This is a genomic window from Peribacillus frigoritolerans, from assembly GCF_030676415.1.
Lineage (GTDB): Bacteria > Bacillota > Bacilli > Bacillales > DSM-1321 > Peribacillus > Peribacillus frigoritolerans_A.
This window is the reverse complement of record NZ_JAUUTW010000052.1, coordinates 1-13643: the sequence shown is the minus strand read 5'-3', so window position 1 is coordinate 13643 and position 13643 is coordinate 1. Positions and strand designations below refer to the sequence as shown.

Annotated in this window: 12 protein-coding genes and 1 pseudogene; 6 read left to right on the top strand and 7 right to left on the bottom strand. The window is 35.5% G+C overall.

The features are described from left to right. Positions 1-272 precede the first annotated feature (272 nt). Together Q8G36_RS27055 and Q8G36_RS27050 are read left to right on the top strand one after the other, a co-directional pair. Complete coding sequence (locus Q8G36_RS27055; protein ID WP_305275296.1) at positions 273-905, top strand: LysE family translocator; 633 nt, start codon at positions 273-275, stop codon at positions 903-905. 315 nt (positions 906-1220) lie between these two features. Then, positions 1221-2495 (top strand): IS110 family transposase, encoded by a 1275-nt coding sequence (locus Q8G36_RS27050; RefSeq protein ID WP_034313262.1) that lies wholly within the window; start codon positions 1221-1223, stop codon positions 2493-2495. Between the two features lie 636 nt (positions 2496-3131). On the opposite strand, the gene Q8G36_RS27045 is transcribed toward Q8G36_RS27050, so the two are convergent. The 6 genes from Q8G36_RS27045 to Q8G36_RS27020 form a co-directional block, all read right to left on the bottom strand. Beyond that, positions 3132-3497: a cupin domain-containing protein gene (locus tag Q8G36_RS27045; protein WP_249598936.1), complete on the bottom strand. Its 366-nt coding sequence runs from the start codon at positions 3495-3497 to the stop codon at positions 3132-3134. Positions 3498-3854: 357 nt separating this feature from the next. Beyond that, positions 3855-5237 carry a cytochrome P450 gene (locus Q8G36_RS27040; protein ID WP_249598937.1) on the bottom strand — a complete coding sequence of 461 codons (1383 nt, stop codon included), beginning with the start codon at positions 5235-5237 and terminating at the stop codon, positions 3855-3857. A 4-nt stretch (positions 5238-5241) separates the two neighbouring features. Further along, positions 5242-6306 carry a saccharopine dehydrogenase family protein gene (locus Q8G36_RS27035; RefSeq protein WP_249598938.1) on the bottom strand — a complete coding sequence of 355 codons (1065 nt, stop codon included), beginning with the start codon at positions 6304-6306 and terminating at the stop codon, positions 5242-5244. Positions 6307-6385: 79 nt separating this feature from the next. Further along, a complete protein-coding gene (locus tag Q8G36_RS27030; RefSeq protein ID WP_249598939.1) occupies positions 6386-6832 on the bottom strand; it encodes a MarR family winged helix-turn-helix transcriptional regulator in 447 nt (148 codons plus the stop codon). A 649-nt stretch (positions 6833-7481) separates the two neighbouring features. Continuing rightward, positions 7482-7625, bottom strand: a complete 144-nt coding sequence (locus tag Q8G36_RS27025; protein ID WP_249598940.1) for a hypothetical protein — start codon at positions 7623-7625, stop codon at positions 7482-7484. Positions 7626-8113: 488 nt separating this feature from the next. Further along, complete coding sequence (locus Q8G36_RS27020; protein WP_305161282.1) at positions 8114-8536, bottom strand: Lrp/AsnC family transcriptional regulator; 423 nt, start codon at positions 8534-8536, stop codon at positions 8114-8116. A 174-nt stretch (positions 8537-8710) separates the two neighbouring features. On the opposite strand from Q8G36_RS27020, the gene Q8G36_RS27015 reads away from it, so the two are divergent. After that, complete coding sequence (locus Q8G36_RS27015; protein ID WP_305161281.1) at positions 8711-9301, top strand: GNAT family N-acetyltransferase; 591 nt, start codon at positions 8711-8713, stop codon at positions 9299-9301. Positions 9302-9467: 166 nt separating this feature from the next. Here Q8G36_RS27015 and Q8G36_RS27010 read toward each other — a convergent pair whose 3' ends face one another. Next, on the bottom strand, positions 9468-10901 hold the full coding sequence (locus Q8G36_RS27010; protein ID WP_305161280.1) for a PLP-dependent aminotransferase family protein: 1434 nt from the start codon (positions 10899-10901) through the stop codon (positions 9468-9470). Positions 10902-11059: 158 nt separating this feature from the next. On the opposite strand from Q8G36_RS27010, the gene Q8G36_RS27005 reads away from it, so the two are divergent. From Q8G36_RS27005 to Q8G36_RS26995, 3 genes and pseudogenes are all read left to right on the top strand, one after another. Continuing rightward, positions 11060-11971 carry a DMT family transporter gene (locus Q8G36_RS27005; protein WP_305161279.1) on the top strand — a complete coding sequence of 304 codons (912 nt, stop codon included), beginning with the start codon at positions 11060-11062 and terminating at the stop codon, positions 11969-11971. A 796-nt stretch (positions 11972-12767) separates the two neighbouring features. After that, positions 12768-13322, top strand: coding sequence for a GNAT family N-acetyltransferase (locus Q8G36_RS27000; RefSeq protein ID WP_305161278.1), 555 nt, complete (start codon positions 12768-12770; stop codon positions 13320-13322). Positions 13323-13550: 228 nt separating this feature from the next. Beyond that, positions 13551-13643: pseudogene (locus Q8G36_RS26995) on the top strand (glyoxalase); the annotation flags it as partial.

Below are 13643 nucleotides of genomic sequence, written 5' to 3'. Positions count from 1 at the left end.
CGCCGGCACAACCGACATATCGAAACATCTCCTTATTTGTTTTTTAAGGAGGAACTTAAATGGGTTATAATGTATAATTATTACAAAAGAGAGAGGGATATTATATTTTGCAGACGTTTCAGATGCACCATTAATTCAGGATTTAATGATTAAGACTTTTATGGAATATAAAGATGAATTTCCCTCATCAAGTGCCTTAGAGGAGACCGTACATTAGAAGAAATTTACGTTATTTAACGGGTATAGTGATGATTGAAAAGGGGGGCAATTTAATGATGGAATTAGGAACATTAGGCGCTTTTGCTCTAGTATCTTTAGGAATGGTCTGTTCACCTGGTCCTAATATGATTTATTTAATATCTAGAACAATTTCGCAAGGTAAAAGGGACGGGATAATTTCTCTTTTAGGAGTAATTACTGGTTTTTTGATTTATATCATCGCTACAATGTTGGGCTTATCCTTCTTGTTCGAATTAGTTCCAGTAATGTATGACATCATTAAATGGTTAGGTGTTATCTACTTGTTGTGGTTAGCTTGGAATGCAATAAAACCAGGAGCAAGTTCAATCCTGGAGCCACAGCATTTAGCTGTAGAGTCACCAAAAAAACTATATGTTATGGGCCTTATGACAAATTTGTTAAATCCAAAAATTGCGGTCTTGTATGTTTCACTTTTACCTCAATTTATGGATCCTAAAAGTGGTTCACTGCTTGTTCAAACTGCTCAATTAGGAACGGTGCAAATTCTTGTTAGCATTGCTGTAAATTTACTAATTGTTTTATTTGCTGGGCAGGTCGCGGTTTGGGTTGGAAGAAGACCTTTTTTGGTTAAAATTCAACGTTGGTTCATGGCATCTGTTTTAGGTGCCTTAGCTGTAAACTTAGCTTTTCATGAAAAAAAATAAAGAAGAGTTTTATTAGCTCCTCTTGTTTTTATCACGAAAGAAAACGTGTGTTTAAATACGGTGGCTGTATTTAATGATTGCTTAATCAACAAAATCAGCTTGTATTTCTTATTTGTGAAAAAATGTACTTAAACTAACGGGTGCTTTACTTCAATAAGGAAGGTTGCTGAGGCAGCCTTTTTCTTATGGCACTAACGGGGCAGGTTAGCATTCCTGTAGATCGTTAAATATCAGGTTTGAAAAAAATAGAGCCCCTCAGTAAGATACGAGTATAGAGTCCAATCTAACTCAAAGTCTTAAGGAGGAAGCCCTACTATGAATTTTAAAATGCAAGACAAACAAAATCAACTAATAGAAAGAATTTCCGATACACATCTAATTGTAGGTGTGGATATAGCCCAACAATTACACGTTGCTCGAGCTGTTAACTTTCGTGGAATTGTAGTTGGAGATCCTCTTACATTTGAAAATAATGAAGAGGGGTTCGTAAAACTATTAAGTTGGATTCAAAACTTACAAAAACTAAAAAACTTAGATTCCACAATAGTGGGTATGGAACCTACAGGACATTACTGGATTAACCTATCAAAATGGCTGGATAAACAAAACATTGAGGTAGTCACTGTGAATCCCCACTTAGTAAAAAGGAATAAAGAGAATCGTGACAATACTCAATCGAAAAGTGATAAAAAAGATGCCCTCGTTATTGCGGATATGGTCAAAAACGGCTATTATTCCTTTGTTCGTCCCACATCCGAATCATTTGAGAAACTTAGAGTTCTAATTTCTAACCGTGATGTAATTGTTAAACGTCTCGTGATGTCTATTAATCAAGTAAATCGATGGGTGGATGTGGTCTTTCCTGAACTCAGACAAGTGTTTAAAGATGTAACGTGCAAAGGGGCGATCGCCACCCTTCGTTTATTTCCTACACCGGATGAAATATCTTCACTAGAAACACTAGATGTCATGAGGGGCTGGAAGTCTTTAATGAAACGACAACCAGGACCCAAGAAGGCTCAATTACTAATCAATCTAGCCAAATCCTCTATTGGGACCGGACAAGCTCTTGATGCTTATAAATTCCATTTAGAACAATTATTAGAGGAATATGACCTCGCTGTAAAGCAACTCGAAAGAGTTGAACAACATGTTAAAGAAGTTCTCTACAAAATACCATTTGCAAAAAAACTACTTATGATTAAAGGAATAAGTGAAATTTCATTAGCTGGGATACTGGGTGAATCAGGAGATCTAAGTGGTTTCTCTCACGGGAACTCTCTATTACGGCATGCGGGATTACATCTAGCTGAAGCAAGTTCAGGCAAATGGAAAGGTCAGATTGTCATTTCAAAGCGTGGAAGGTCAAGACTACGACGATTCCTCTACTTAGCAACTATGAGCCTTGTGATGAATAACCCTGAGTTTAAAGCCGTCCATTCCCATAATGTGAAGGTAAAGAAGATAAAGAAAATGAAATCAATCATGAAACTGATAGGTAAACTAGCAAGGATTTTTGTAGGAATAGCACGACGAAACGAGTCTTATTGTCCAAAAAAAGTCCAAGTATCAATCCCTTTAGCAGCATAGAAATAAAACATTAGTTATATAAAAAGTATCATTTTATAATAGTCAACTTTAATTTTGAATGTTGTCTTATTCGTAGGATTTCAAATATGTACGGAGTACCAGGTTTCTTGAACAAAAGGGCACTGTGACCCATCAGGTTAGCATAACTGGCCTCCACCCCTTGGATAGGCATGACGAAGGAATGAGAGGGCAATTGACCCGTTGAGACATGGGAGGGAAAGCCTCCAGGGGCGGCGTGGAGATGTGCATTATATGGTAAAATATAGAGTGATAGCTGAACTATGCCTTCACGAAGCCTAACTGATCTGAACTCATTTCATTTACCCGTAAGTCTAATTAAAAGGGTTATGAAATCCTGCGAATAAGTGAGCATTCGAGAGATATTCGCATCAAACTGAGGGAGTGAATGAAGGAATTTCTGTGAACGAATAATAAAGTTGTTTAATTTACAATAAATTCGTTTAAAAACAAATAAAGTAGTTGTTAAATTTTGGTGTTAAAAGTACAATTAACACCGTTTGAGAAATAAAAAATGAAGAGCCCTATTTCTAATTGAAATAAGGCTTAACTATCCTTTATCTTAAACTAAGTACTGACGGGACATAGAATACACACAAGTTGGAATCAGATAGCATTTTATATTTTTTCAACATTGTGTACAGTACGTTCACTTTGTACGTTTCCTGTATTAATCAACTCATAAGGTTCAATCAGAGCAACATAAGCTTCTTCTTCAACTACCGGCATATGTTCTACACCCTTAGGGATAACAACTAATTCGCCCTCATTCAAATGTATATCATCTTGATCCTTTACTTTTATTTTCATTTGTCCTTTAATAACCAAGAATAATTCATCAGATTTATCATGGTGATGCCATATGAAATCACCTTTCAATTTTACTATTTTAAACGCTGAATCATTTACATTTGCAATACTTTTGGGCTGATAATACTCATGAATCAATTCAAACTTAGACATAAGATTTACTTTTTCAATCACTGTTATCCCTCCCAAACTAGTAACGTTCTAAATTATCATTATAAGCATTGTGAATAAAAAATAGCAAAAGTAACCAACATAGGAAATAATTGTTCTTACTTTATCAGCCTATCAGCTAATTACTGAAAATTTTGAGTTGATGCCATATTCTATGTTGTTCTTGGGGGCACTTATGTTGGTGACAGGATTAGCCGAACTTTAAAAAGACAAAAAAGGATTTTGGGGGTATATTGTTATCTCTTTATTTACTTTCTTTGTTTCCATTGTGGATTTGAAATAAAGTCGTACCGTTTGTAATAAAGTTGCACCTTTTTGCTCGATCATGAAACTAAGAAACCGGGTAGTAAGGTTAAACTATTAGTTGTTTCTCTTTTCGACACGTACCCGAATCCCATTTTTTGGTCGTAGCGTGATCGAAGGTTCTGGAACCACATCATGTTGATGATCGAGTTCCATATGAATCATTTGCATAATCGAAGCGAGCAATATAGTGGCCTCCATGATCGCGAAATTATTTCCAATACAGACACGTGGCCCTGCGCCAAACGGAAAATAGACATAGGAAGGTAAGCTTTTTTCAAATTCACGGAACCAACGTTCGGGAACAAAAGAATCGGGTTTTGAAAAATAATCCGGGTGCCGATGCATCACCCACTGACTAACGGCAACTTCACATCCTGCTGGTAAACAATATTCATCGATCCATATATCCTCAAGTGGTTCACGAGAAATAAACCAAACGGGCGGATAGAGACGCATCGATTCATTGATGATTGCTTGCGTATAGGGGAGATGTGGAATATCGGATAAAGAAGGAAGTCTTCCTTGTAGCACATTTTTTAACTCTGTAACTAACTTTTCTTCCGCATCTGCATGTTGAGCAAGTAGATAGATAGTCCACGATAAAACATTAGCCGTTGTTTCATGACCAGCAAGAAATAACGTCATCACTTCATCCCTTAATTGTGTAGAAGTCATCCCTTTTCCATCATCATCTTGTGCTGCAATCAGCATAGAAAGAAGATCACCCCGATCCCGATTCTCTTTTTTTCGGTGCTCAATGATCTCATAGATTACCTGATCCAATTGTCGAATACCTTCCTTCAGTCGTTTATTTCCAGGAGTAGGCAGAGAAAAAGGGAGCATTTCAAGCAACATACGAGTAATGCTTGTATACTGATTAACATATTCGTGAAAAACTTGATCAAGCGCTTTACCAACTTGATTTGACCCCTGATGCTCGGCTTCTTGCAGATCTATATCAAAAAGTGTTTTAGCAACAATTTCCATGGAACATTGCATCATCTCTTTATGAAGATCAAGCATTTGGCCATTTTCCCAGTTACGAAGCATTCGGCTAGCATAGTGAGTCATAGTGTCCGCATATTTCTCAATACGATGTTTATGAAACGCTGGCTGCGATAATCTCCGTTGTCTGAGCCAGAAATCTCCTTCGCTCGTGACCAGACCATTGCCTAGCACCATACTAAGAATCCGATCCCGGTGATACCCTTTTGCAAATAACTTCTGTGAATTTTTAAGGACATACTGAATATCCTGTGGACGACTTAACAGATACGTATCGCGGTCTTTTTCCAACCGTACGCGAACAACCGGACCATACTTTTCTACACAAGTTTTAAAAAATTCATGCGGCTTTGAACCTACTTCCAGCAGATTACCGATAAAAGGGATCTCTTTAGGTCCAGGGACTGTTTTTCCCATTTTTCTCATCTCCATTTGTCTATACCTCCAGTATTTTTTCATCTAATGTGACCATGTCTCTTAAATCAGTAAATAAATCAGTAGGTTGGAACAGCTCTTCCATATGAAATACACCAGGTGGATGTTGCCCTGCATAGATATTTTTCGCCACATAGACCGCAACTTTTCCTGTTGCAACAAATTCTTTTTCTCCGTGAATCGAACCTTGATAGCGTACATTCTGACCGTTCAACTGCCCTGTAACATCTACCTTTGCTACATATACTTGTGATCCCCATTGCGATTTTTCAAAGAGATCCACTACCTTTTCTCGGATCAAGGGCTGCTCTAGCCACCGTACAATCCCTGTACGTTTTAAACTCACTATTAAACTTGTCATCATCGCTGAATCAAAACATAGACGAGTGGAAACAGAGGGAATACCCAATGTCTGAGGTAAAACGTGTTGGTCAGAAAAGTTGAACCGATAAGCTGTTTTTTGTCCTAATCTCGCTGGAAAATTCATCTTCTTTCCATCAGAGAAACTGGTCACTTGTTTTCTGCTTCCTTGGTGGATGACAGAATAATCAGCACTCAGATTATCCACTGTCCATTCAATCGCTGCACGTCCATGTACCTCCCCTAAACCTAACAAAATATAAATATCTGCAGAATCGACCTGATCCAATTGATTCTTTCCTTGTTTCACTAGCATGTTGGTTATTCCAGGTGCCAACCCGACACTTAGGACAACTGTCGATTCCGTAGGACGAATCTCTTGAATTTTTGACATCACAGAATAATCAGCCGTAATATCAATATAATCAACCTGATGCTTAACACACGCTTGAACAAAGTTGGTATTTTGTAAGTCCAAGCACATGACAACCATGGAAACATCACGGAAAAAATCGCCAGCTATCGGTTCATTCACGTCAAGTTGTAGAGGTAAAACTTTCCTCCCTGTATGATTCGAGAACTGTTCTGCCTTCTGGAAGTTACGTCCAGCAGCGTACACCTTATATGGATAAATCTTTCCTAATTCATCGCAGATCACTTTGCCAACCTGACCATACCCACCGACCACAATGATTTTTTCTCTCAATCAAATCCCACCTAACTTCTATTAGTACCTATCTTTACATCGCTAATTTATTTAGAAACTAAACTAAAAAGGTAAAAAATCACTTTCGTAAATGGGTACACAGCTTCTCTATGCACTTCTCAAAAATCTCAATCTCCTGCTCATTTAATTGCGAACGTAACTCTCGATAGAAATGTAAGTGCACCTCTTCATGGGCTCGAAAGGCACTTTTTCCTTTTTTGGTCAAAGATACAATCACACTTCTTGAATCGGTTGGATTTGGAGTTCGTTCCACTAAGTTCTTGTCTTCCAAACGGATAATAATTTGCGTAACGGCTCCCTTGGTTACCTGAAGGCGATTGGCGAGTTCACTCATTAGCACACCTCTTTCCACGCCAATCGCATCAATAGTATGAATCTCAGTCGGTGTCAAAGGACCCGCCTCTCCAAACGTATGTGGATGTTTTTCTAAACGTTGGAGCAGCATAATTAATTGGCCTAGATGTTGGCTACCTGACTTTGTACGATCTACTTTTTTCTGTTTCATAATTCGGACACTCCAATCAAAAAAACAATGTTTTTGACAAAATAATTGTAACCACCTTCAAAAATGCCAATCCAGGCAACTGAAACAACACCTGTAACGACCAAAAAGATGGAAATCAATTTTTGTAAATAAAGTATTAAGCCATTTGCGGCAAACAACAAGTATCACAAGCTATAAATAATCAAGACGATACTCACTTGAACAACATGAAGTCTCCAAGGTGATTGACAAATAGTGGGCGCACAGTAATGATGAATAGCTGATAGAATCATTTACATAACGGAATACAGAATCATTCTGGTCAAATTTCTAGATGGTATCTTCATTTCCCCATCTCCATTTTGTTTATTAACTAAACTAAATAACCAAAAAAATTTAGCCCTGACATTCGTCTAAGCGCATTTTTAGTTTAGATAATAAACTTTCTGGAGTCAAGTTAAAAATAGTTACCAACGATTTTAAATGGACTTGTCGTATTTTATTAAAGATTATGATGAATTATGGTATTTTGGGTGATTAACTCATGGAATTCTAGTCATAATCAAATGAATGGAAAATGAAGGAGTTATGACTACCTGGTCAAAAAGGATATTTAAAGCCACAAAAATATTGAAAAAAATAACCCCGAAAGATCGAGGTTATTTTTTATTTACTTGACGTCCACTTTTTTTTGGCTCTGTGAACTTGTGTTTCCAATTTGAAATTCATTACCTAATTCAACATCATTTCTTTTATCCTGTTTCTCGATTTGCTTTCTCGTTTGATCCTTGTTTTGCATCCCTTGTTTAGACATTACGTATCCATCTCGCTTTCAATAAGCGCAAGTATAAGGAAAATACGTATTATTTATTTCAAAAAATAATTCTTGCCTTTAGTAACTCATTAATTATCCTTATTATATTAGAAATTATTTCGTTCTTCTTCGGTGTCTTACTTCAATAAGGAAGTTGCCTCTAGTTTAGCTGCTAATCTGCAGCTTCTTTTATCAATAAAGAAGAAATTAGGTTAAGTTTGTGAATTATCGTACTTAAACTAACGGGTGCTTTAGCTGAAGATCGGAGCTGCCTTTAAGGCTGCATTTTGTTATGCAACTAACCGGGGCAGGTTAGTTGAACAAGCCCTTAGTGGGGTCCCGGTAGCAAAACGCGGAAAACATACGCTAAGCATTATTCGACATCAATTAAGCCGAGTTTTCCTACTTTAAGGAGAAAACTCGGCTTTTCAATGTCTAGGCTTTACATCAAAAATATTGGCGGAACCCTTTTACAATTTCATTAAACTTTAACTAAAAGGTCTATATTCTACCACCGAAGATAATTTAATTAACGTAGAAGGTTCTCCATAAGTTAATGAAGAATCAATAAATTCTTCAAGCGATTGAACTGATTCCGTTACGATTTTTACTAAATAACTAAACTGTCCTGCTAATCGATGACATTCAACTACGTTATGATCTTTTTTACAGAAATCCCTAAATGATTTTCCTTGTTTCGTATCAAATAAAATAAAGGCAGTTACACTTTTATTTAGCTTTTCAGTATCGATAATAGCTCTATATCCTTTTATTACCCCTTTATCTTCAAGCTTTTTTACCCTTTCATTTACAGCAGGAGTTGAAAGTCCAACTTTTTTTCCTAGTTCTGTCATAGATATTCGAGCATTTTCTTGAAGTAGAATTAAAATACTTTGATCAATATCATCCAAGGCAGCATCTTCCTTTGACATTATATTTTTAAGAAAAATTGTGAAATTAAAATAAATAATAAAGTAATTAACAAAATAAGATTAATATATCTATGTATTTAACGCAATATGTAATATAAAATAGTGTTTAGTATTCTATATTAGAATAAAATACCAATAGGAAGTGATTTAATAGTGAATAGTTTTTTTCAGAATGAAATTATTTTAGAAAATTCAAAAGTATTACTTGTTCCTTTTACCTTAGAGTATAAAGAAACTCTAAAAGAGGTTGCTTTTGATGAGTCTCTATGGACATACATGGGTTTATTTATTCGTACAGAAGAGGAGTTGGATGGGTATATACATTCAACTTTAAATGAAAAGTTAGAGGGAAAGGCATATCCATTTATTATTATTGATAAAGAAACAAAAAAAATTGCAGGTAGCACAAGACTTGGAAATATAAATTATCATAATAAAAGATTAGAAATAGGTTGGACTTGGTATGGGACAAAGTTTCAGGGAACAGGAATAAACAAAGCTTGTAAATATGAATTATTAAAATATGCTTTTGAAAATATGAACTTTAACAGAGTTCAATTTAGTGCAGATATAGACAATATTAGGTCTCAGAAAGCAATTCTAAAACTTGGAGCTAAGCAAGAAGGAATCTTTCGTAGCAATTACATAGATCAAAATGGAAATAAAAGAGATGATGTTTATTTTAGTATTATCCAAGAGGAGTGGAATGATATTAAAAAGAAATTCTTCAGCGAATTTGAATAAGTAAGTTAACACTTTTTATTTCCCATTGGTTAATATTTCTACTTTTATTGATAAATCTTATGGAATTAGTGGTTTATGTTCCCATTCACCCATACCAAGTACAGCAGCAAGAAAAGATAGGGTGACAAAAATCCTCAACCAATTCTCTTTTGGATGAGGATTTTTATTAACTCTTTGCTAATTCACGAATGATTTGACCAATTTCATGTATTCCCTTTTTAAGATCTGTTAAAGAGGCATACGCATAGGATATACGTAGATAACGGTCCGATTCTTGACCATAAATATTACCTGGATTAAGAAGTATACCCTCAGATAATGCTTTTACATAAAGATCTTTCATTGATAGTTTAGGTAGAATTTTTAGCCAAATAAAAAATCCTCCCTTCGGTACATTCCATGTTGTTATATCTTTTAAATGAGTTTCTAAAACATCCAAAACAACTGCCCTCCGTATTTTTAGTTGTTCTTTTACATCTTCAAGGTGCTGTTGATAAAGACCACTTGATAACCATTCAGCTGCAACCCTTTGAGATAACGAACTAGAACCGTAGTCGGTTTGCATTTTTATATCGGATAATCGTTCAATCACAGGTTCCGGACCAACAATCCAACCGATTCTTAAACCAGGACTCAACGTTTTAGACAAACTGCCAAGATACAAAATATGTCCATTCTTATCCTTTGCCTTTAAAGGAAGTGGAGGTATTTCATCAATCCATAATTCTCGATAAACATCATCCTCAATCATTGGAAGCTGTTCTTTTTCACATACTTCAAGAAGTTCTTGACGGCGTTTTTCTGACATTAATATCCCTGTTGGATTATGAAAACTAGGAATGGAATATAAAATCACTTTGCCCTGTTGTTTTTTTGAAGTAAAAACGGTGTTTGGCAAGAGACCTTGTTCGTCCATCGGTAAACCTGTAAGCTTCATCCCAGCTGATTGAAAAACATGTAGAGAATAAAGATAAGAAGGTTTTTCAAGTAAAACGGTTGATCCTCTTTGTAAAAGACCAACTGAAATTAGTTGCAAAGCCTGCAATGCTCCTGAAACAATTAAAATGGAAGAAGGAGAGGCATTAATCCCCAATCCTTTTAAATAACTAGTTAATGCTTCACGTAAGGGGAGGAACCCTTTTGGGTCTTCATACCCGAAAGGTTCCATTTTATCAGATACTTTCCCCATAACGAGCTTCATTGTTTCTAAAGGAAATAGATCTTTGGAAAGTTCTCCTTTACTAAGCTGAATAAAGTTTGTGTTTGATTCGGCTTGATTAATCTCTTGAACTGTTGCTTGACTCGGTTTGTGTAATCCTGATTTGACATGTTCGTTCCAATCAGGCGGAGGATTTGTGGCTATTAATGTCCAAGTATTATTAACTACGACTGTTCCCATTCCCATCTTACCCTCAATTAACCCGTCAGCCATTAGTTCTTCTAAAGCAGTGATAACAGTGCTCCGATTTACTTCAAATCTCTTAGCTAATATACGCTGGCTTGGAATTTTGCTTCCGATTGGCCATTCCCCATTTGCAATTTTCTCTTTAATATAATCCACAATTTGTTGATATTTCGGATATTGTTTATTTGTTTTCACTCATATAAAACCCCTTTACACTCTATTTTTAATCCAAAGTGGTTGGGTTAAAAATTACCCAACTGGTTGAGGACATTTTATCAAATACTGATTAATATTAGAAATAATCGGAACCAGAAATAATATTGGTTGGTTCCTTATTCTAAGGATGTGTTCAAATGGCAAAAAAATGGGGTTTTAATGTTATTGTCGCTTATGGTCTTGCGATTTTTCTATGGGCTTCAGCTTTTCCTGGTATTCGAGTTGGATTAGAATCCTATACACCTGAACATCTTGCCCTTTTTCGATTACTAGTTGGTTCTATAGCTCTCGTAGTAATTGCTATACTCACTCGTATACGTTTACCTGAATTAAAGGATATTCCAGCTATTTTATTGTTAGGATTTTTAGGTTTCACGGTTTATCATACAGCTTTAAACGTTGGAGAGAAAACGGTTAGTGCTGGTACTGCAAGCCTAATTGTATCTATGACTCCTATTTTTTCTGCTCTATTAGCCGTTTGGTTTATGCGTGAACGCTTTGGATTTATAAGGTGGATTGGATCTATTATAAGTTTTCTGGGAGTTATCTTGATATCGTTTGGAACAGGAGATCATTTTGAATTTAACACTACAATTTTATTTATTCTCTTAGCATCCTTTTCAGAAAGTTTATACTTCGTTTTTCAAAAGCGTTATTTAATAAAGTATGGATTTCTTGCTTTTACTACCTATACGATTTGGGCAGGTACATTTTTTATGCTTTTCTATCTCCCAGGACTAGGTCAGGAAATAATAAGTTCCCCTATAGAATCTACCCTTAGCATTTTGTACTTAGGTCTCTTTCCTACGGTTATTCCTTATTTTGCATTAGCATTTGTTACATCTCGAGCAGGAGCTTCAGAGGCAACGAGCTCCCTTTACCTAACACCAGCTCTTACATTTGTGATTGCTTGGGTTTGGCTTGGAGAGGTGCCGACTACCCTTTCTGCTATAGGAGGAATCATAACGCTATTTGGAGTTTTATTCATTCATATCCAAGGAGATAAATTACTGAAAAGAGTAAAACGAAATATAAAAATAGAAGGATAATTCATTATTGAGTCCAGAAAGTCATGAATATGGTCACTTGGGATAACGAACTTCCATTTTCTATATGGGTAGAAGCGTACACAGATTCAGTAGCAAGTCTTTTAGAATAAGATAGAAAAATCTTATTCAGCAAACGGGCGCGATTCTTTAATAAGAATCGATTTTCTTAATGAACTAACAGGTGCTTTAGTTCTATAAGGGGTTGCTTCGGCAGTTTATGGATCCAAAGGACAAGTTACTCAAATAAAAAATACACATTTACTATATTTTGGTAAAATAGATTGGAGGGAAGGGTGGGGAATCATGAAAAAATATTTAGGGATTATTTCGTTTACTTTAATTATCTTGGTTATTTGTTTCTTTCTTTGCTGCGAATATAACACGAGTAATTGATCCTGGAGTAACAACTTTTCGTATATTAATGATATTTGGAATCATTATATCTTTCTCTTTTTCTTTTCTTAGTGAGAAGGGAATTTGGAGAAAATTTGCTTTAGGTCTTAGTATATTCGTTGGTTTAGTTTACTTTATAGCCGTCGAATTAATGAGAATAGTATTCCAGGGTAATGGATTTTAAACTGTATATTCAACAAACAAGTGGGTTAGCTAAAGATCGGAGCTGTCTTTAAGGCAGCTTTTTCTTATGGAACTATCGGGGCAGGTTAGTTGAAGATTGAATACGTTGCAAAAAGGGATTATTACTGTTAAGGCGAATAGTTAATAATTGGATTTATTTTTTTTGAAATGGAGAGATTTTAAGAGTTAAGAAAAGGCCTAAATAGAAAGGTTGTTTTATTTGAACAAATTTGACTGCATTTCAGAAACAGAAAGATTAGTAATAAGACCATTAAAAGAAGATGATTTTAAAAATTGGCTTAGCGAATTTAAAAATAGACTTCTATCTCAACACAGGTATGATCAAGGGAAGATTGATATGAGTGAATGTACAGAGGAATGGTTTACCAACTTAGTGGAAAAACATCAAGAATTAGCAGTGAATGATATAGCATATGTTTTTGGTGTCTTTAGGAAAGAAGACGGTACACATCTTGGAACGATAGATTTCTCCACCTTAGAGAGAAATGACTTTCAATGGGGTAGGATAGGCTACACTATTCATAATCAATATTGGAGAAATGGTTATTGTAAAGAGGCAGTAAAAGAAGCCCTTAATATCGCCTTTAAAGACTTGAATTTCCACCGAATTGAGGCTCATATAAACGTTGATAACACACCTTCTTATAAGTTAGCAGAGAATGTAGGAATGGAGTTTGAATGCATAAGAAAAGGATTTATTTTTGAATTTGGTGAATGGACTGATAATCTGGTTTATTACATAAATTCCAAATAGAAAATTCTTCAACTACGAGGTTCGGTAGTTGAGATCTGGGGCTGCATTTGGTGGCCTTTTTCTTAATGAACTAAAGGGGCAGGTTAGTTGAAGAACAAAAAATTTATAGCCATAAGGAAGACTTATGGTTATAAATAATAACTTTTAAATTTCCTTATCATTCCAATTGTCGTAAAATTGGAAATAGCAAAAGGAATATCCATTTGAAGTCAGAGGAGAAGGATATAAATGCCCTTTATTTTTAAATCAATTGACCATATTCAGCTCGCTGCTCCTAAAGGTAGTGAGGAAACTGCAAGAAAGTTTTTTAAGAATATTTTA

Excerpts from the sequence above, each read along its gene's own strand:
- Q8G36_RS27050 (WP_034313262.1), top strand. The coding sequence starts at position 1,221 with ATGAATTTTAAAATGCAAGACAAACAAAATCAACTAATAGAAAGAATT.
- Q8G36_RS27040 (WP_249598937.1), bottom strand. The coding sequence starts at position 5,237 with ATGGAGATGAGAAAAATGGGAAAAACAGTCCCTGGACCTAAAGAGATC.
- Q8G36_RS27055 (WP_305275296.1), top strand. The coding sequence starts at position 273 with ATGATGGAATTAGGAACATTAGGCGCTTTTGCTCTAGTATCTTTAGGA.
- Q8G36_RS27030 (WP_249598939.1), bottom strand. The coding sequence starts at position 6,832 with ATGAAACAGAAAAAAGTAGATCGTACAAAGTCAGGTAGCCAACATCTA.
- Q8G36_RS27025 (WP_249598940.1), bottom strand. The coding sequence starts at position 7,625 with ATGTCTAAACAAGGGATGCAAAACAAGGATCAAACGAGAAAGCAAATC.
- Q8G36_RS27005 (WP_305161279.1), top strand. The coding sequence starts at position 11,060 with ATGGCAAAAAAATGGGGTTTTAATGTTATTGTCGCTTATGGTCTTGCG.